We start from the raw sequence: 20,460 nt of genomic DNA, 5'->3' as shown, positions 1-20,460 counted from the left end.
TTAACGAGAGGTTTGTGCTTGAGGTGCAGGATTTTCCATTATTAATCAATGGATCAGTAAATCAATGGATCAGTGGAACAATGGCTAAGTACACTCGGCTACCCGATTCGCAGATGGACATGCGCTTCGGGGTAGCTTCGCGTTTTACACTTTGCAACCCTTAAAGTGTAAGGGGAGGTGAGAGTTTAGAGTTTGATGAGTAATTGATTCGGTAACTTACGAGTCAATCACTGCTCTATACTTACTCATCAATACTTCTTAGTAACTCATTGATACCGACTTTTCCGCGGGTTTTTTCATCGACTTTTTTCACGATCACGGCGCAGTACAGGCTGTAGCTACCATCTTTGGACGGTAAGTTACCGGAAACAACAACGGAGCCCGCAGGTACGCGACCATAGAAGATTTCACCCGTTTCACGGTCATAAATCTTGGTGCTTTGACCCAGATAAACGCCCATAGAAATCACGGAACCTTCTTCAACAATCACGCCTTCAACCACTTCAGAACGTGCGCCGATAAAGCAGTTATCTTCGATAATTGTTGGGTTTGCTTGTAATGGCTCCAGAACGCCACCGATGCCAACGCCACCAGAAAGGTGAACGTTTTTACCAATTTGCGCACAAGAACCAACTGTTGCCCATGTATCGACCATAGTTCCTTCATCAACATACGCGCCGATGTTGACGTAAGATGGCATTAACACGCTGTTTTTAGCGATGTAAGCCCCTTGGCGTACGGCTGCTGGTGGCACAACACGGAAGCCTTCACGTTCAAAGCGTGCTTTGTCGTAATCCGCAAATTTCATTGGAACTTTATCAAAATAGCGGCTTTCTGCGCCTTCGATAACTTGGTTATCATGAATACGGAAAGATAATAAAACCGCTTTCTTCAGCCACTGGTGAGTGACCCAAACACCTGCAATTTTTTCTGCAACACGCAGTTTACCGCTATCTAATAAAGCGATGGTTTCCATCACGGCTTGCTTGACTGCTGGCGTGACAGTATTCGGGGTAATGGATGCGCGCTCTTCGAATGCTTGCTCAATAATTGCTTGTAATTGTTGCATTAATGCTGTTTCTCCTACAATGGTTCTCAGTCAGGTAACATGCCATCAATGAGACTGGCACTATATTTTATCCTTCGATTTAAGGGCTTCTGTCAACCTTTCTGATAACTCTTGTTGCATATTTTTATCCAACGCTTTGTGTTCTTTATCAGCCAAAACAAAAAAGTCTTCGACTTTTTCGCCGATGGTCGTGATGCGGGCACCGTATAAAGAAATCTCCATTTGAGCGAAAATATGCCCCACTTTGGCGAGTAATCCTGGTTGATCAAGCGCGAATAACTCCATATAGGTACGGCGGTCATTATTGGAGTGTAGAAAATTCACTTTGGTTGGTACGCTGAAATGACGTAGCTTCGCAGGGAGGGTTCGCGGTTTTGGTAATGGAATTTCAGGTTGTTGAACCGCCAGTAACAGCGCCTTACGAATGTGTTCATATCTATCTTTCGAAAGTGGCGAGCCATTAGGTTCGAGTACCACGAAAGTATCCATCGCCATATTATCTTTATTAGTAAAAATTTGAGCGCTATGAATGCTGAGGTTGCGTCTATCCAGCTCACTGGCAACGGCTGCAAATAAATGCGCTTTGTCGTGGCACCAGATAAAAATTTCTGTTCCGCCATGTTTCGGTTGAGTACTGATTAACACCAAAGGCTGGGTTAAATCATGTTTGAGCAGGTGATTGGCGTGCCAAGCCAGTTGAGTCGGCGTGTGGCGCAAGAAATAATCCGCATGGCAGCGTGACCACAGAGTGTTGAGCAGCTCTTCATCGATGTGCGATTGTCGAAGTAGCGATAGCGCTTGGTAACGATGATGACGAATGCGTTCACGAAGATCGGGCGTGCTTTGCATGCCTTGGTTGAGTTGATGTTCGGTAGAAAGATAAAGCTCACGGATCAAACTTTGCTTCCAGCTATTCCATAACGTGCTGTTGGTGGCACAAATATCAGCAACCGTTAAGCACATCAGGTAATTCAAGCGCGCTGTCGATTTAACTTCCCCGGCAAACTGTTTGATCACATCCGGGTCTTGAATATCTCGGCGCTGGGCGGTCACGGACATCAATAAGTGATTTTTCACCAGCCATGCGACAAGCTCGGCATCTTTGGTTGTAAAATCATGTTGAAGAGCGAATTCATAGACAAATTCAGCACCGAGATCGGAGTGATCCCCTGAGCGCCCTTTGGCAATATCATGAAACATTGCCGCTAATCGCAGCAGTTCGGGTTGTAAAATTTTAGGGTAAACACTCACGCATAGTGGGTGTTCGCGGCGATTCTCTTCCTGCGTAAAACTGTCGATCTTTTGTAAGACACGAATAGTATGCTCATCCACTGTATAGGCGTGGAACAGGTCAAATTGCATCTGCCCAACGATATTGCTCCAAAGTGGCGTATAGGCGCTGAGAACACTGTGTAAGTGCATCGGGACGAAAGCCCCTTTGATAGCCCTTGGATGGCGCAAAATTTTGACAAACATGCGGCGGGCTTCAGGAATTTCGCATAAGGGGAGTTTCAGATCGCGCCGAGCAAAGCGCAGTTGGCGTAATGTGGTGGAGTAGATCCCCTCAATATTGGGGTTGCGAGCCATTTGATAAAACATTTTTAAAATAGCTTCGGGCTGTTTGATAAACAGCATTTCGTCAATCACATCGATTAAGTTGCCACGCAGTTGGAAATATTCATCAATAGGGCGCGGTTTTTCATTTGGATTTAATGCCAAGATAGCTTCATCAAACAGTTGTAGCAGCATTTGATTTAATTCCCTGACGCGGCGAGTGACGCGATAGAAATCTTTCATCATGCGCTCGACAGGTTGGTTACGTTCACCGGTGTAACCTAATGATTGTGCAACACTAAATTGACGGTCAAACAGTAGGCGATTGTCATAGCGTTTAACCACTAAATGCAAGGCAAAACGGATTTTCCATAGAAATGATAAACACTCTTTGAGTTCTTGGCGTTCTTCTTCGGTGAGGAAACCAAAGCCCACCATTTCATCGACGGTTGTTGCACCAAAATGACGGCGACCTACCCACAGTAAGGTATGAATATCCCGTAATCCGCCGGGGCTGCTTTTAATATCTGGCTCTAAATTGTAGCTGGTACTGTGATAACGCTGATGGCGTTCCTGCTGTTCGGCTATTTTTGCGGCAAAAAATGTGGCGGAAGGCCAAAAATCATCACTAAAAATGGTTTTCTGTAAGTTTAAGAATAGGGCGATATCACCACAAATTAAGCGCGATTCAATCAGATTAGTCGCCGTGGTTAAGTCTTGTTTTCCAGCGTCAATGCACTCTTCCAATGAGCGAACACTATGCCCGATATCAAAACGCAAATCCCACAGCAAGGTAATGAACTGACCGACTTTAGCTGCAATCTCTTCAGGAATCGGTTGCTGGCTGAGGATTAAAATGTCGATGTCTGATAGCGGGTGTAGCTCATGACGACCATAGCCACCGACGGCAATCAACGACATCCCTGAACATTGGTCAAAATGGTAACTCTGCCAAAGCTTGGTGAGCAGGGCATCAAGATAGTCACTGCGGGCGCGGAGTAAATCCACGACATTTTGCCCTTGGTGAAATGCAGATTCTAACCAAGAATCAAATTGATCAACGTGTTGCCGAAGCGCTGAGAGCTCAAGATCGGAAGGTTGGAATTGCGTGGGGGATAAATAGCTGTTTGAAGGTGCCGTCATCATCATCTGTCCGTGTTGAGAGCCATACAGAAATTATGATCAGCTTACGTTTTTTTAGGGGGGATGAACAGAAAAACTAAGCTCCCCCAAGGAGGAGCTTGAAATACGATTACTCGTTGATCAGAACCGCAGAAATAAATGGCTCTTCTTCTTTACGCAGAGTTAAAATTTCACAGCCGTTGTCAGTCACCGCTAAGGTGTGCTCGTACTGTGCAGACCAACCACGGTCTTTAGTTTTGACTGTCCAGCCATCTTTCATGGTGCGAATACGGAAATCACCGGTATTCACCATTGGCTCGATAGTGAAGGTCATGCCTTTTTGCAGCACAACGCCGCTGTCATCTGCATCATAATGCAGTACTTGTGGCTCCTCGTGGAAGCCTTCACCGATGCCGTGACCGCAATATTCGCGAACTACAGACAGGTCTTGCTTCTCAACAAATTCTTGAATGGCTTTACCAATGGTGCGTAAACGGATACCTGGTTTTACCATACGGATTGCCAGATACAGACTCTCTTGAGTCACTTGGCACAGGCGCTCACCTTGGATAGTTGGTTTACCGACGATGAACATTTTAGAGGTATCGCCGTGGAAACCATTTTTGATGACAGTGACGTCGATGTTAACCACATCACCATCTTTCAGAATTTTATCGTCACTTGGAATACCGTGGCAGATAACATCATTCACAGAAATACAAACAGACTTAGGGAAACCGTGGTAGTCAAGGCAGGCTGGGATCGCTTGTTGTTGCTCAACAATGTGTTTATGGCAAAGGCGATCCAATTCACCTGTACTGACTCCCGGCACAACATGCGGTGCGATCATTTCTAACACTTCAGCTGCTAGGCGACCAGCAACACGCATTTTCTGAATATCTTCTTCAGTTTTGATAATAATAGCCATGAGTTCAGTCCATATATGTCAGCAAGGAATTTGCGACATGTTAAAAAAAGGGTTTGGAAATGGGCAATTGTTGCGACATTTTTACCGTTGATGCTGAGTATGGTAACAGTCACCGCATTTTCTGCCAACTAGTAGGCGATATGTTTAGATGCTCACAATTCGATTATACAAGCCGATTAAAAACAAATAATGGAGCACAGGGTAAGCCAAGCCTTAGGCGTGGTTTGTTCAAATTGAGCTTTCTAGAGCACAAATTGTCAAAAATGCCAGTCGATTTTTGATGGTGAATTTTTTGTCTTGACCATTTTTCGCTATCGCTTTGTTGTTGCCCCATATTTGCACGGAGGCTCTTTTGTGACGGGCAAAATTCATTGATATTTGAATAATACACTTAGTTTTTATCAGCGAAAAAAACAACAATTATTGGATTACAACTGCATTTTATGGTATAAAGCGCGCCGGCAATCCATATTTTTCTCTTTATCTCATTTTTTAATCTAATTTGGATTAGTGAGTGAATCTTAAAGGCATCGATTGGATGTGCATAAACTAAAACTCAATTGTGTAATAACACACACGAATCGGCACGTGCGCCGGGGTGCTCTTATGCGTTTAGACGCAGCTATAGAGTCGGTAGCATGGGATTCGTGGAGGCATAACCCCAATTACTTATATACAGAGGTATAAAATGGCAACTGTTTCCATGCGCGATATGTTACAAGCGGGCGTTCACTTTGGTCACCAGACTCGTTACTGGAACCCTAAAATGAAACCTTTCATTTTCGGCGCTCGTAACAAAGTTCATATCATCAACTTGGAAAAGACTGTTCCAATGTTCAACGAAGCTCTGGCTGAGTTGACTAAAATTGCTTCTCGTAAAGGCAAGATTCTGTTTGTTGGTACTAAACGTGCTGCAAGCGAAGCCGTTCAAGAAGCTGCTGGAAGCTGTGATCAATATTTCGTAAACCACCGTTGGTTAGGTGGGATGCTGACTAACTGGAAAACTGTTCGTCAGTCAATCAAACGTCTGAAAGATCTGGAAGTTCAGTCACAAGACGGTACTTTCGACAAACTGACCAAGAAAGAAGCGCTGATGCGTACTCGTGAACTTGGTAAGTTAGAAAACAGCTTAGGCGGTATCAAAGATATGGGCGGTTTACCAGACGCTCTGTTCGTTATCGATGCAGACCACGAACACATTGCTATCAAAGAAGCTAACAACCTGGGTATCCCAGTATTCGCTATCGTTGATACTAACTCTGATCCAGACGGTATCGACTTCGTTATCCCTGGTAACGACGATGCAATCCGTGCAATCAAACTGTATCTGGGCGCTGTTGCAAACACCGTTCGTGAAGGTCGTTCACAAGATCTGGCTGTTCAAGCAGAAGAAAGCTTAGTAGAAGCTGAATAATAAGGCAAAAGCCCTTATTAACCAGGTATTGCTATATATTGGTTAGAAGGGGCCTACTTAGGCCCCTTTTGTCTCTGTGAATCAGAATTATCCTTGTGGGAAAGTCCCGTGAGGCATATCGAGGAATAAATCACATGTCTGGAATTACCGCTGCATTGGTAAAAGAACTGCGCGAACGTACTGGCGCAGGTATGATGGAATGTAAAAAAGCATTAGTTGAAGCTAACGGCGACATCGAATTAGCAATCGACAACATGCGTAAATCAGGTCAAGCGAAAGCTGCTAAAAAAGCAGGCCGTGTTGCTGCTGAAGGCGTTATCCTGACTGAAGTTTTCAACGACGGTAAAACTGGTGCGCTGATCGAACTGAACTGCGAAACTGACTTCGTTGCTAAAGATGCTGGTTTCTTAGCATTCGGTAAAGAAGTTTTAGCTTCAGTTGTTGCTGATAAAAACGCTGACATCGACGCTCTGAAAGCAAAATTCGAAGAAGCACGTACAGCTTTAGTTGCGAAAATTGGTGAAAACATCAATATCCGTCGCGTTGCTATTCTGGAAGGCGCACAAGTAGGTAGCTACCTGCACGGCGCTCGTATCGGTGTTCTGGTTGCTGGCGAAGGCGCAGATGAAGAACTGCTGAAACACATCGCTATGCACATTGCTGCAAGCAAGCCAGAATATGTAACTCCAGAAAACGTTCCAGCTGACGTTGTTGCTCACGAGCACCAAATTCAGTTAGACATCGCTATGCAATCTGGTAAACCACGCGAAATCGCTGAAAAAATGGTTATCGGTCGCATGAACAAATTCACTGGCGAAATCTCTCTGACTGGCCAGCCTTTCGTAATGGATCCAAGCAAATCTGTTGGTGACTTACTGAAAGAAAAAGGTGCTAACGTAACTAACTTCATCCGCTTTGAAGTTGGTGAAGGTATCGAGAAAGTTGAAACTGACTTCGCAGCAGAAGTTGCTGCAATGAGCAAGTAATCAACGAAAAGGGCCGCCGATTGGCGGCCTTTCTTTAATACACTGCATATTTCAAGCTGCATGCATTCGCCTCTTTTAGTGTAGCGATTCAACTTCCTGCAACTTGAACTATTTTTGTGTAGCATTCTGTATCAAATACATTTTTCGGCATATAGAGCGAGGCTCTATATGTATGACTCCAATAATGACCTGTTAGGACACAACTCATGGCAACCAATGCAAAACCCGTTTATCAGCGTATTCTGCTTAAACTAAGTGGCGAGGCTCTACAAGGTGCAGAAGGTTTTGGTATCGATGCTAGCGTTTTAGATCGTATGGCTCAGGAAATCAAAGAACTTATAGAACTGGGTATACAGGTCGGTGTGGTTATTGGTGGTGGTAACTTGTTCCGTGGTGCCGGTCTGGCACAAGCAGGCATGAACCGCGTTGTTGGTGACCATATGGGTATGCTGGCAACCGTGATGAATGGTCTGGCAATGCGTGATGCGCTGCACCGTGCATACGTAAACGCAAGACTGATGTCTGCGATTCCACTCAATGGCGTGTGTGACAACTATAGCTGGGCTGAAGCTATCAGCTTACTGCGTCACGGCCGTGTGGTTATCTTCTCTGCGGGAACAGGAAATCCATTCTTCACAACGGACTCAGCAGCTTGCTTACGCGGTATTGAAATTGAAGCTGATGTTGTACTGAAAGCCACAAAAGTTGATGGCGTTTACTCGTCAGATCCTGCCAAAGATCCTGATGCCGTTCTGTATGAAAACCTGAATTATCAAGAAGTTCTTGAGCGTGAATTGAAAGTTATGGATTTAGCTGCATTTACGCTAGCACGCGATCACAACCTGCCAATTCGTGTTTTCAACATGAATAAGCCAGGCGCATTACGCCGTGTTGTGATGGGTGAAAATGAAGGAACTCTGATTTCTCACAATTAATACTCAGAGACATGACCTGAGTTTGAATGTATTATCTAACATAAATTCAGACAATTTAAGCGAGGCTGCTTTGCGGCCTTTAATAACAAGTTCTTAAGGGTTGATAACGTGATTAACGAAATCCAAAAAGATGCTCAAGACCGTATGGAAAAGAGCCTTGAAGCACTAAAAAGTCAAATCAGCAAAGTTCGTACTGGCCGCGCTTCTCCAAGCCTGTTAGACGGCATCTCTGTTGAATATTACGGTTCAGCAACGCCTCTGCGTCAATTAGCTAACGTGACTGTTGAAGATTCACGTACATTAGCAATTTCTGTTTTTGACCGTAGCATGTCACCTGCAATTGAAAAAGCGATCATGGCGTCTGACTTAGGTCTGAACCCATCTTCAGCAGGTACTGTTATCCGCGTTCCACTTCCTCCATTAACGGAAGAGCGTCGTAAAGACTTAATCAAAGTGGTTCGTGGTGATGCTGAGCAAGGTCGTATCGCAATTCGTAACGTCCGCCGTGACGCGAACGATAAAGTTAAAGCTTTACTGAAAGACAAAGAAATCAGTGAAGATGACGAGCGCCGTTCACAGGATGACATCCAAAAGCTGACTGATAACTTCATCAAAAAAGTGGATGAAGCATTAGCTCAGAAAGAAGCGGAGCTGATGGAGTTTTAATCCATCTTGATAATAAAGCCATCTGAACACATTTTTTAAAAGTGTGCTTTAGTATGGCTTTATTATTTATCATTTCTATTAAACAATCCTTTCTCATCACTAAGCTGATATAATCTCAGTATTGAATTAATACAGAGTATCTGATCACTATGAAACGTCTTACTATCCTGGGTTCTACAGGTTCAATCGGTACAAGTACACTTTCTGTTGTTCGTCAAAATCCTGATAAATTCCAAATTCTTGCATTAGTCGCAGGTAAAAACGTGACTGAGATGGCAAGTCAGTGCCTTGAATTTAATCCTAAATATGTCTCAATGGCTGACGAAAGCGCAGCGAAAGCGTTACGTACTATTTTGACGGAAAATAACTGCAAAACAGAAGTTTTATCAGGTACAGAGTCTGCGATTGAACTTGCTGGATTAGATGAAGCGGATCAAGTGATGTCTGCTATTACTGGTGTGGCGGGGCTACTCCCAACGTTGTCAGCCATCCGCAAAGGGAAAAGAATATTATTAGCGAATAAAGAGTCTCTGATTACCAGTGGCCGTTTATTCTTTAATGCGATTCGAGAGCATCAAGCGACAGTTTTCCCGATTGATAGTGAGCATAATGCGATTTTCCAAAGCTTACCAGAAGAGATTCAATTGAATTTAGGCTTTGCCGACCTGACGGCTTCAGGGATTTCCAGCATTGTATTAACTGGGTCTGGTGGACCATTTAGAGACACGCCTTTATCTTATTTTGACCAGGTGACACCTGATGAGGCATGTAATCATCCTAATTGGTCAATGGGGCGAAAAATCTCGGTAGACTCCGCGACTATGATGAATAAAGGTCTAGAATATATCGAGGCCTGCTATTTCTTTAATGCGAACGAAAAGCAGATGGAAGTGATTATTCACCCTCAATCTGTGATCCACTCTATGGTTCGTTACCGTGATGGGAGTGTTATCGCCCAGTTAGGAACACCGGACATGCGTACACCAATTTCGTACAGCATGGCCTATCCTCAGCGTATTATGTCGGGTGCTAAGCCATTGGATTTCACTACGTTATCTTCGCTGACTTTTGTGGAGCCTGATTACCAACGTTATCCTTGCCTGAAACTGGCTATCGATGCATGTCACCAAGGGCAAGCGGCGACGACTGTATTAAATGGTGCGAATGAAATCACTGTCGGTGCATTCTTAGAAGAGAAAATTCGCTTTACGGATATTGCAAAAATCAATCACAAGATTATGGATAAATTAGATTTTTCGGAACCCACGTCTATTGATGAGGTCTTAGAAATCGATGCTTGTGCTCGTCGTGAAGCAGCTCAGCTAATTGCTCAAGAATTTTAATCTTGATATGTGATTTATTTAGTTGCTGATAACTATAATATATCTTTAATATGTGGCGTGTTGAGAATAGAAAGCTTATCAACAATAAGCATATTAAGGATGTGTCTTATCAGCAATTATAATCATAAGAGTTATGATTGAGCCGGATTTCCCAAGTAGTACAGACAAGGATTAACATTTAATGAACTCTAGTGGTGAAAATCTCTCTGATTCTATGATGCCTAAGCATGTTGCCATCATTATGGATGGTAATGGGCGATGGGCAAAACAGAGAGGAAAATTCAGAATTACTGGTCATCGAGCAGGTGTTGAATCTGTACGTAGTTCTGTGCGTTTTGCAGTAAAGAATAATATTCGTTCCCTGACACTTTACGCATTCAGCAGTGAAAATTGGAAAAGACCAGAAAAAGAAGTCAGTTCGTTGATGGATCTGTTTGTTTTTGCATTAGATAATGAAGTCAAAAACCTGCATAAAAATAACGTAAAACTGAAAATTATTGGTGATGTTAACCGCTTTAGTGAAACCTTAAGAAAAAGAATTGATAAAGCGGAAGCATTAACCGCAGGTAACACAGGTTTACAACTGAATATTGCCGCTAACTACGGTGGACGCTGGGATATTGTTAATAGCGTTAAACAAGTTTATGAAAAAGTGAGTCGTGGTGAGTTATCTATTGATGACGTAACTGAAAGTACGATTAGCGACCATGTTTGTATGCATGACCAAGAGTGTGTCGATTTGGTGATCCGTACAGGTGGAGAACATCGCATTAGTAATTTCTTGTTATGGCAGGTTGCTTATGCGGAATTTTATTTCACCAACGTTTTATGGCCAGATTTTGATGAAATGGTGTTTCAGGATGCAGTCGATGCTTTTAGCAAGCGAGAACGGCGCTATGGTGGAGCAGAATCAGATGACGAACTCGTCAAATAAAAGGGGATGGATGTGCTGAAGTATCGTTTACTCACTGCGGTGATTTTAATTCCAATTGTTATTGCTGCACTTTTTTTACTGTCCCCAGCAAATTTCGGTTTTGTGGTGATAGCAGTCTGTGCGTTGGGCGCATGGGAATGGGCGCAATTTGCGGGATGGCATTCACAAACTAAACGTATCGGTTTAGCAGTTGTATTTGCGGCGGTATTACTCGCAATTCAATTTTCTTTACCAGACATGATCGCACTTTCAAGTTCTCCGTTTATTTTATATAGCCTCTGGGCGGGCTTAATCTGGTGGATTGCCGCCATTTTATTGGTTGTGACATACCCAGCCTCTGCTTCATGGGGTAAATCGGTCATCATTCGCTTGCTGTTTGGCGTATTAACTATTGTGCCTTTCTATAGTGGCATGATGGTATTAAGAACCATTGGTTACCAAGCTGATACCTCTGTTGGGGCATGGTGGCTACTCTACGTTATGTTACTGGTATGGGGTGCTGATTCCGGTGCTTATGCATTTGGACGTACTATTGGTCGCAATAAAATGGCACCAAAAGTTTCCCCGGGTAAAACATGGGAAGGGTTAATCGGTGGTTTAATTACCGCTGGAATTATCTCATGGTTATTTAGCTTATATGCGCCAATCCCAGCAATGCCAGATTATTTACTAGTGACTTCAATTATTGTTGTTGTAGTATCTGTGTTCGGTGACTTAACAGAGAGTATGTTTAAGCGCCAATCCGGTATTAAAGACAGTAGTCATTTAATTCCAGGTCACGGTGGAATACTCGATAGAATTGATAGCCTAACTGCGGCAATCCCTGTATTTGCAGGGCTGAATTTGTTAGTTTTTAACGGTTTTGGTCTTTAGGAAGATTAATGGGATTTATTTGGAGCTTAGCGGCGTTTATTATTGCGATTGGTGTGCTGATTACGGTGCACGAATTTGGCCATTATTGGGTCGCGCGCCGTTGCGGTGTTTATGTTGAAAAGTTCTCTATAGGGTTTGGTAAAACGCTATGGCGTAAAGTCGATAAACATGGGACAGAGTTTGTTTTAGCGCTGATCCCGCTTGGTGGCTACGTCAAAATGCTCGATGAGCGTGTTGGTGAAGTAAGCCCAGAACGCCGTCATTTAGCTTTCAATAATAAGACTGTTGGACAACGTGCCGCCATTATTAGCGCGGGGCCTCTTGCGAACTTTTTGCTTGCTATTGTTGTCTACTGGATTGTCTTTATGATTGGGATTCCATCTGTTCGCCCAGTCATTGATAGCATTAAGCCAAATTCCATTGCTGCTGAGGCAAATTTTGAGCCTCAGATGGAACTAAAATCGATAGACGGTATCGAAACACCTGATTGGAATTCAGTTCGTTTAGCGCTAGTGAGTAAAATTGGTGATAGGGAATTTACTGCACAAGTTTTACCTCAAGGATATAATGAACCGGTTTCTAAAACAGTGGATTTAAGCGCATGGCAGTTTGACCCTGAAAAGCAGGATCCTATTTTATCAATAGGGATTATGCCAGTGTCTGCGAAGGTTGACCCAGTCATCCATAAAGTGACGGAAGGCTTAGCGGGCGAGCGTGCCGGTTTAAAACCGGGAGATAGAATTATCAGTGTCAACGGAGAGCTTCTGGATACGTGGAATCCAGTGACGAGAATAATCCGAAATAATCCGGGGACACCATTAAAATTAGCCGTACAACGTAATTCGACATTGATTGATTTAACCTTGGTTCCTGATGTTCAGGAAGGCAAAAAAGGTGAGCGTTTTGGCGTTGCAGGTGTCGAACTAACTGTATTACCGCTAGCTGATGAATATAAAATAGTGCAGCAATACAACCCTATATCTGCACTGTTTCAAGCTAGCGACAAGACTTGGCAGTTAATGAAACTGACAGTCAATATGATGGGTAAACTGGTTGTTGGGGATGTCAAACTCAATAACTTGAGCGGGCCGGTATCTATCGCAAAAGGTGCGGGGGTTTCGGCGGAGTCAGGCTTGGTATATTATCTGATGTTTATTGCGCTGATTAGCGTGAACTTAGGCATCATCAATCTATTTCCATTGCCTGTGTTAGATGGGGGGCACTTACTCTTCTTATTAATTGAAAAAATTAAAGGGAGTCCAGTGTCTGAGCGAGTACAAGACTTTAGTTTTCGAATTGGTGCAATGGCATTGATTCTGTTAATGGGACTTGCACTTTTTAATGATTTCTCTCGCTTCTAATTTTGTAAGCTTGGGACCAGTAAGGAATACGCATAACAACGATGGCGATGAAAAAGTTGCTCATAGCGTCGCTGCTTTTAGGTAGCGCCACTGCATACGGTTCAGACGGATTCGTAGTTAAAGACATTCGTTTCGAAGGTCTACAACGCGTCGCCGTTGGTGCAGCATTATTGAACATGCCTGTCAGGGTCGGGGATTCAATCGATAACGAAGATATCAGTCGTTCGATTCGTTCGCTATTCTCTACAGGTAACTTCGAAGATGTTAGGGTCCTGCGTGATGGAAATACGCTGATCGTTCAAGTTAAAGAACGACCAACCATCGCGAGTATCACTTTTACAGGTAACAAATCTGTAAAAGATGACATGCTAAAGCAGAACTTGGAAGCATCCAATGTCCGTGTGGGTGAAGCATTAGACCGCACTAAAATTGCGAATATTGAAAAAGGTTTAGAGGACTTTTACTACAGTGTTGGTAAATACAATGCGACAGTAAAAGCGGTGGTCACGCCATTACCACGTAACCGCGTGGATTTAAAATTTGTGTTCTCTGAAGGCGTGTCTGCAAAAATCCAGCAGATCAACATTGTGGGTAATAAAAATTACTCAACAGCGGAATTGGTGAACAAGCTCCAATTACGTGATGATGTGCCATGGTGGAACCTAGCGGCTGACCAAAAATATCAAAAACAAAAATTGGCGGGTGACTTAGAAACCCTGCGCAGTTTCTACCTTGATCGTGGTTATGCACGTTTCAATATCGACTCAACGCAAGTGAGTCTGACACCAGATAAGAAAGATATCTACATTACGATTAATGTCACTGAAGGAGATCAATATAAGATTTCTGGCGTGGATGTTAATGGTAATACGGCAGAGCATTTAGCGGATATCCAAGAGCTGATCACCATCACACCAGGTGAGTTATACAATGGTGCGCAAGTGACTCAGATGGAAAACCAAATTAAAGACCTGTTTGGTCGTTATGGTTACGCCTATCCGCGCGTAATGACTCAGCCTGAAATTAATGATGCTGACAAGACAGTTAAACTGCATGTTAACGTTGATGCAGGTAACCGTTTCTATGTTCGTCAAATTCGTTTCCAAGGTAACGATACCAGTAAAGATTCCGTTTTACGCCGTGAAATGCGTCAAATGGAAGGTGCTTGGTTAGGTAACGATTTAGTTGAATTAGGTAAAGAGCGTCTGAACCGTACTGGTTTCTTCGAAACCGTTGATGTTGAAACTCAGCGTATTCCGGGTAGCCCAGACCAAGTTGATGTTATCTATAAGGTTAAAGAACGTAACACCGGTTCAATGAACTTTGGTGTTGGTTTCGGTACTGAAAGTGGCGTTAGCTTCCAAGTTGGTGTAACTCAGGATAACTGGTTGGGTACAGGTAATGCGGTTGGTATTAACGCCAGCCGAAATGACTACTCAACAAACGTCGAGTTTTCAATGACAGACCCTTACTTCACTGTTAACGGTGTGAGTCTGGGTGGACGTATCTTCTATAACGACTTTAGTGCGAAAGATGCGGACTTATCTGGCTATAACAACAAAACGTATGGTTTAGATAGCACATTAAGCTTCCCATTCAATGAAAATAACTCCTTCCGTATTGGTGCGGGTTATGTTCATAACGACCTGTCTGACATGCGTGCGCAAGCTGCAATGTGGGACTATCTACAATCTATGGGTGAAAACCCACCGGTGACTAAAGATGGTCGTAACAAAGAAAGCTTCAGAGCTGATGACTTTACGCTAAACTTAGGTTGGACATATAACTCCTTAAACCGTGGTTTCTTCCCAACATCGGGTAACAAAACCAGTGTTTCAGGCAAAATTACTGTCCCAGGTTCTGATAACGAATACTACAAACTGCGTTTTGATACTGCCCAATATCTCCCATTGAATGATGATGAAACATGGGTTGTGTTAGGTCGCGCGCAGGCGGGTTATGGTGATGGTATTGGTAGCAAACAAATGCCATTCTATGAGAACTTCTATGCAGGGGGTTCTAGCACTATCCGTGGTTTCCGTTCGAATAACATCGGTCCGAAAGCTGTATATCTGAAGAATGTAGATGGCAAAGATGGTCCTGAGCCAGGTAGCCCATCTAGCGATGCGGTTGGTGGTAACGCGATGTATGCAGGTTCATTTGAGCTGATTACACCAACGCCATTTATCGACGAAAAATATGCGAATACGATCCGTACATCTCTGTTTGTAGATGCGGGAACCGTATGGGATACCAACTGGAACAGTATTAACCCAGCATGGCGTGCAGGTATGCCTGACTACGGTACAGCAACTAACGTCCGTGTTTCTACGGGTATTGCTTTACAGTGGATTTCGCCACTTGGACCTCTGGTCTTCTCCTATGCGCAACCTATCAAGGATTACGAAGGCGACAAATCAGAACAGTTCCAATTTAATATTGGTAGAACTTGGTAATAATTCAGTCTCTATCGAAATCAGCCCTCATAAAATAATGAGGGCTACCAAAATTTCCAGCCATAAGAATGGGTTAAGGAGTTTAGTGTGAAAAAATTGTTGTGTGCAGCGGGTGTGAGTATTGCTTTAGCAATGTCTGCGGGTGCGTATGCTGAAAAAATCGCTATCGTTAATGTTGGCGAAGTTTTCCAGAACATGCCTGCTCGTGAAGCCGTTGCTAAACAGCTTGAGAGTGAATTCAAAAGCCGTGCTACTGAACTGCAGAATCTGGAAAAAGATCTGCAATCACGCGTAGAAAAACTGCGTCGTGACGGTGCGACTATGAGCACTAGCGATCGTGAAAAGCAGGAAAAAGAATTAATCACTAAACGTGACCAGTTCGCTGAAAAAGCTCAGAAATTTGAAGAAGACAATCGTCGTCGTCAAGCTGAAGAGCGTAATAAAATCCTGAGCCGTATCCAAGATTCTATTAAATCTGTTGCAGCGAAAGAAGGCTATGATGTTGTTATCGATGCAAACGCAGTTGCGTATGCAAAAGATGGTATCGATATCACCAGTCAGGTTCAAAAACAGGTTAAATAATAGATGTCTTCAATTCGATTAGCTGACCTTGCTCAGCAGTTGAATGCACAGTTACACGGTGATGGCGATATCGTCATCACCGGTATTGCACCGATGTATTCAGCGAATAATCAGCAGATTACTTTTTTATCTGATAGCCGTTACAGCGATAAGTTGGCAGATTGCCAAGCTGCTGCTGTGGTATTAACTGAAAAAGATCTGAGTGCTTGTAAGGTTGCTGCACTGGTTGTAGATAATCCTTACCTTGCTTATGCGCACATGGCGCAAATTATGGATACCACTCCAGCCCCTGCTGAGAATATCCATGCGTCAGCGGTCATTGCTGATGATGCCCAGCTTGGTCAGAATGTAGCAATTGGCGCGAATGCCGTTATCGAAAGTGGCGTTGTGCTAGGTGATAACGTTGTGATTGGTGCAGGTTGTTTTATTGGTAAAAATACCCGCATTGGTGCAGGCACCCGTTTATGGGCGAATGTCAGTGTTTACCATCATGTTGAGATTGGGGAAAGTTGCTTAATCCAGTCAGGCACAGTGATCGGTTCTGATGGCTTTGGTTATGCCAATGATCGTGGTAATTGGATCAAGATCCCACAATTAGGTACCGTGATCATCGGATCTCGTGTTGAGATCGGTGCGTGTACAACAATTGACCGTGGCGCATTAGATAACACAGTCATTGGCAATGGCGTTATCATCGATAACCAATGCCAAATTGCGCACAATGTAACAATAGGCGATAATACCGCAGTTGCGGGTGGCGTCATTATGGCTGGTAGTTTAAAAATCGGTCGCTATTGTATGATTGGCGGAGCCAGTGTTATCAATGGTCATATGGAAATCTGTGACAAGGTTACCGTAACAGGTATGGGAATGGTCATGCGACCAATTACTGAGCCAGGAGTTTACTCTTCCGGTATTCCTTTACAGCCGAATAAAGCATGGCGTAAAACCGCAGCTTTAGTCTTAAGCATCAATGAGATGAATAAGCGTCTAAAAACACTTGAACGTGAATTAGATAGCCAAAATCAAAAAAATCAGTAATTATTTGGTAATTCAAGCTAAAATAGTTTCTTGAGTTACGTTTTTTCCGGCCTGCCTGTTAACTCGCTATTGAGTTAAAGCGGGCCGATTCATTAATTAAATAGCATTAATAGACAGGAAGAGTATTTCGATGAGTGATAATCATACTCTGAATATAGAAGAAATCTTAGAACTACTTCCGCACCGTTACCCATTCCTTTTGGTTGACCGTGTATTGGATTTTGAAGAAGGTAAATCTTTGCGCGCGGTAAAGAACGTCTCTTTTAACGAGCCATTCTTTCAGGGACATTTCCCTAGCAAACCAATTTTCCCAGGTGTTTTAATTTTAGAAGCAATGGCTCAGGCTACGGGTATCCTTGCATTTAAAAGCGTAGGCAAACTTGAACCCGGCGAGCTGTATTATTTTGCAGCGATTGATAACGCACGCTTTAAACGTCCAGTTCTGCCAGGAGATCAAATGATCCTGGAAGTTGAATTTATCAAAGAACGTCGCGGTGTTGCACGTTTTAAAGGTGTAGCAAAAGTTGATGGAGAAGTGGCCTGCGAAGCAGAAATGATGTGCGCCCGTCGTCGTGAGGTCTGATATGATTGACAAAACTGCCTATGTTCATCCCTCATCTATTGTAGAAGATGGAGCTGTTATTGGTGCCAATGTACGCATTGGTCCTTTTTGCTATATCGGCGCTAATGTTGAAATTGGTGAAGGTACTGAGCTGAAATCTCACGTTGTTGTAAACGGACACACGAAAATTGGTCGTGACAACGTTATTTTTCAATTTGCTTCGATTGGTGAAATTAACCAAGACCTGAAATACCAAGGTGAGCCAACTCGCGTTGAGATTGGCGACCGTAACCGCATCCGTGAAAGTGTGACTATCCACCGTGGAACCACACAAGGCGGTGACCTAACTAAAATTGGTAATGATAACTTACTGATGGTTAACGTCCATATTGCGCATGACTGCATCATTGGTAACCGCTGTATTATCGCGAATAACGGAACGTTAGGTGGTCACGTCACTCTTGGTGATTTCGCTATTATTGGTGGCATGACTGCGGTGCATCAATTCTGTCAGATTGGTGCGCACGTAATGGTCGGTGGATGCTCTGGTGTTGCACAAGACGTACCTCCATACGTTATTGCACAGGGCAACCATGCAACTCCATTTGGTTTAAACCTTGAAGGTTTAAAACGCCGTGGTTTTGAAAAAGAATCTCTGCACGCTATTCGTAACGCCTACAAAACGTTATACCGCTCAGGGAAGTCTTTGGAAGAAGCACGTGAAGAAATTGCTGAAATGGCAAAAACTGACGAACACGTCAAAGTATTTAGTGATTTCTTAGAAGACTCAGCACAATCTAAGCGCGGAATTATTCGTTAATTTTTGCTGCTGCAGATGAATACAAGAAAAGGCCTTTAATAAGGAGCGAATTTTGGTGAATAGCAACCGCCCACTTACTATTGGCCTTGTTGCCGGAGAAACCTCTGGTGATATCTTAGGCGCAGGACTTATCCGCGCCTTAAAACAACAAGTCCCCAATGCCCGTTTTGTCGGTGTTGCAGGTCCTCTCATGCAAGCAGAAGGTTGTGAAGCTTGGTATGAAATGGAAGAGCTCGCCGTCATGGGGATTGTTGAAGTCCTTGGTCGTTTACCTCGTTTATTATCCATCCGTAAAGATTTAACTCAGCGTTTTACTGAGTTACAACCTGATGTGTTTGTTGGCATTGATGCGCCTGATTTCAATATCACCCTTGAAGGTCGCTTAAAATCAAAAGGCATTAAAACCATTCATTATGTCAGCCCATCTGTTTGGGCATGGCGCCAAAAGCGCGTATTCAAAATTGGTCGCTCCACAAATTTAGTCTTAGCATTTCTCCCATTTGAGAAAGCATTTTATGACCGTTTTGATGTCCCTTGCCGTTTTATTGGGCACACCATGGCGGATTCAATCCCCTTAAACCCTGATAAACAGGCTGCGCGTGAACGTTTAAATATCCCCGTAACTGCAAAATGTTTAGCATTGTTACCAGGAAGTCGCCATTCTGAAGTCGAAATGCTTAGCGCTGATTTCTTAAAAACCGCTACACTATTAAGTAGCCACTTTGCCGATCTACATATTGTCGTGCCTCTGGTAAATCAGAAACGCCGCCAGCAATTCGATGAAATAAAACAACAGGTTGCTCCAGAGTTGAATGTCCATATTTTGGATGGACAGGCTCGCGATGCAATGACTGCGGCAGATGCGACATTACTCGCTTCAGGCACCGCTGCCTTAGAATGTATGCTAACCAAATGCCCAATGGTAGTGGGTTATCGCATGAAGCCTTTCACATTCTGGCTTGCCAAGCGCTTAGTCAAAACGCCTTATGTTTCTTTGCCAAATTTATTGGCAGGGAAAGAAATCGTGAAAGAATTACTCCAAGAAGAGTGTCAGCCACAGCAGCTTGCAGACCAGTTACTTCCATTGTTGGAAGGCGGAAAACAAGTGGACGCGCTGAAGGAAACTTTCTTACAATTGCATCAACTGATTCGTTGTGATGCAGACCAACAAGCCGCTGATGCTGTATTAGATTTGGTTAGAAAATAATGGAATTTATATACCCGAAAGCCAACTTAATTGCTGGCGTTGATGAAGTGGGGCGCGGGCCGCTTGTCGGTGCTGTCGTGACCGCTGCTGTGATTTTAGACCCCAACAATCCGATTGAAGGACTTGCCGACTCGAAAAAACTCAGCGAAAAAAAGCGTGAAAAGCTGTTCGATGAGATCAAAGAAAAAGCACTGTGTTGGTGTATTGGTCGTGCAGAACCTGAGGAAATTGACCAACTCAACATATTGCATGCGACTATGTTGGCAATGCAAAGAGCGGTAGAAGGCCTTTCAATTCAACCAGAATTCGTCTTAGTGGATGGCAACCGCTGCCCTAAATTGACCATGCCATCACAGGCGGTTGTTAAAGGTGATAGTTTAGTCCAAGAAATCAGCGCTGCATCCATTCTGGCGAAAGTGGTTCGAGACAGAGAAATGGTCGAGCTTGATAAAGCGTTCCCTGAATATGGTTTTGCGAAACACAAAGGCTATCCTACAGCGTATCATTTAGAAAAATTAGCTGAGTTTGGCGCTACCGAGTTTCACCGTAAAAGCTTCGCGCCTGTAAGACGTGCGTTAGACATTAAATAGTCGGCATAAGAAAAATA

Annotated in this window: 18 protein-coding genes; 15 read left to right on the top strand and 3 right to left on the bottom strand. The window is 43.5% G+C overall.

Going from position 1 to position 20,460, the window contains the following annotated elements:
* Positions 1-241 precede the first annotated feature (241 nt).
* From dapD to map, 3 genes are all read right to left on the bottom strand, one after another.
* The gene (dapD, locus tag ACY3ZI_RS16610; RefSeq protein WP_211887492.1) at positions 242-1,069 is read right to left on the bottom strand and encodes a 2,3,4,5-tetrahydropyridine-2,6-dicarboxylate N-succinyltransferase; all 828 of its coding nucleotides are present in this window, start codon (positions 1,067-1,069) and stop codon (positions 242-244) included.
* 60 nt (positions 1,070-1,129) lie between these two features.
* Positions 1,130-3,769 (bottom strand): bifunctional uridylyltransferase/uridylyl-removing protein GlnD, encoded by a 2,640-nt coding sequence (glnD, locus tag ACY3ZI_RS16605; protein WP_487375546.1) that lies wholly within the window; start codon positions 3,767-3,769, stop codon positions 1,130-1,132.
* 106 nt (positions 3,770-3,875) lie between these two features.
* Entirely contained in the window at positions 3,876-4,673 is a 798-nt protein-coding gene (map, locus tag ACY3ZI_RS16600) for a type I methionyl aminopeptidase (RefSeq protein WP_036956350.1), read from the bottom strand.
* A gap of 688 nt (positions 4,674-5,361) precedes the next feature.
* Here map and rpsB point away from each other — a divergent pair.
* The 15 genes from rpsB to rnhB all read left to right on the top strand — a co-directional run bounded on the left by rpsB (position 5,362) and on the right by rnhB (position 20,443).
* Positions 5,362-6,087, top strand: coding sequence for a 30S ribosomal protein S2 (rpsB, locus tag ACY3ZI_RS16595; protein ID WP_036956352.1), 726 nt, complete (start codon positions 5,362-5,364; stop codon positions 6,085-6,087).
* 134 nt (positions 6,088-6,221) lie between these two features.
* Entirely contained in the window at positions 6,222-7,073 is an 852-nt protein-coding gene (gene tsf, locus ACY3ZI_RS16590; RefSeq protein WP_036956353.1) for a translation elongation factor Ts, read from the top strand.
* A gap of 206 nt (positions 7,074-7,279) precedes the next feature.
* Positions 7,280-8,008 carry a UMP kinase gene (gene pyrH, locus ACY3ZI_RS16585; protein ID WP_006814045.1) on the top strand — a complete coding sequence of 243 codons (729 nt, stop codon included), beginning with the start codon at positions 7,280-7,282 and terminating at the stop codon, positions 8,006-8,008.
* Between the two features lie 108 nt (positions 8,009-8,116).
* On the top strand, positions 8,117-8,674 hold the full coding sequence (frr, locus tag ACY3ZI_RS16580; protein WP_036956356.1) for a ribosome recycling factor: 558 nt from the start codon (positions 8,117-8,119) through the stop codon (positions 8,672-8,674).
* 149 nt (positions 8,675-8,823) lie between these two features.
* Complete coding sequence (gene ispC / locus ACY3ZI_RS16575) at positions 8,824-10,017, top strand: 1-deoxy-D-xylulose-5-phosphate reductoisomerase (protein ID WP_487375545.1); 1,194 nt, start codon at positions 8,824-8,826, stop codon at positions 10,015-10,017.
* 181 nt (positions 10,018-10,198) lie between these two features.
* Complete coding sequence (uppS, locus tag ACY3ZI_RS16570; protein WP_211887497.1) at positions 10,199-10,951, top strand: polyprenyl diphosphate synthase; 753 nt, start codon at positions 10,199-10,201, stop codon at positions 10,949-10,951.
* A gap of 6 nt (positions 10,952-10,957) precedes the next feature.
* On the top strand, positions 10,958-11,824 hold the full coding sequence (cdsA, locus tag ACY3ZI_RS16565) for a phosphatidate cytidylyltransferase (protein WP_487375544.1): 867 nt from the start codon (positions 10,958-10,960) through the stop codon (positions 11,822-11,824).
* A gap of 8 nt (positions 11,825-11,832) precedes the next feature.
* Entirely contained in the window at positions 11,833-13,185 is a 1,353-nt protein-coding gene (rseP, locus tag ACY3ZI_RS16560) for a sigma E protease regulator RseP (protein ID WP_211887501.1), read from the top strand.
* A gap of 41 nt (positions 13,186-13,226) precedes the next feature.
* On the top strand, positions 13,227-15,641 hold the full coding sequence (gene bamA, locus ACY3ZI_RS16555; protein WP_036956363.1) for an outer membrane protein assembly factor BamA: 2,415 nt from the start codon (positions 13,227-13,229) through the stop codon (positions 15,639-15,641).
* Positions 15,642-15,728: 87 nt separating this feature from the next.
* Positions 15,729-16,223: a molecular chaperone Skp gene (gene skp / locus ACY3ZI_RS16550; RefSeq protein WP_036956365.1), complete on the top strand. Its 495-nt coding sequence runs from the start codon at positions 15,729-15,731 to the stop codon at positions 16,221-16,223.
* A 3-nt stretch (positions 16,224-16,226) separates the two neighbouring features.
* Positions 16,227-17,264, top strand: coding sequence for a UDP-3-O-(3-hydroxymyristoyl)glucosamine N-acyltransferase (lpxD, locus tag ACY3ZI_RS16545; protein WP_108478502.1), 1,038 nt, complete (start codon positions 16,227-16,229; stop codon positions 17,262-17,264).
* 130 nt (positions 17,265-17,394) lie between these two features.
* Complete coding sequence (gene fabZ / locus ACY3ZI_RS16540; protein WP_006658399.1) at positions 17,395-17,847, top strand: 3-hydroxyacyl-ACP dehydratase FabZ; 453 nt, start codon at positions 17,395-17,397, stop codon at positions 17,845-17,847.
* Between the two features lies 1 nt (position 17,848).
* Positions 17,849-18,646 carry an acyl-ACP--UDP-N-acetylglucosamine O-acyltransferase gene (gene lpxA, locus ACY3ZI_RS16535; protein ID WP_108478503.1) on the top strand — a complete coding sequence of 266 codons (798 nt, stop codon included), beginning with the start codon at positions 17,849-17,851 and terminating at the stop codon, positions 18,644-18,646.
* A gap of 52 nt (positions 18,647-18,698) precedes the next feature.
* Positions 18,699-19,853 (top strand): lipid-A-disaccharide synthase, encoded by a 1,155-nt coding sequence (gene lpxB / locus ACY3ZI_RS16530; protein WP_211887503.1) that lies wholly within the window; start codon positions 18,699-18,701, stop codon positions 19,851-19,853.
* The gene (gene rnhB, locus ACY3ZI_RS16525; RefSeq protein ID WP_154603340.1) at positions 19,853-20,443 is read left to right on the top strand and encodes a ribonuclease HII; all 591 of its coding nucleotides are present in this window, start codon (positions 19,853-19,855) and stop codon (positions 20,441-20,443) included. Before lpxB ends, rnhB begins: the two co-directional genes overlap by 1 nt.
* The last annotated feature ends 17 nt before the right edge of the window (positions 20,444-20,460 follow it).

This window comes from Providencia sp. LY12 (assembly GCF_057621555.1).
Note: the sequence above shows the minus strand (reverse complement) of the source record. Positions and strands in the feature narration are given on the sequence as shown.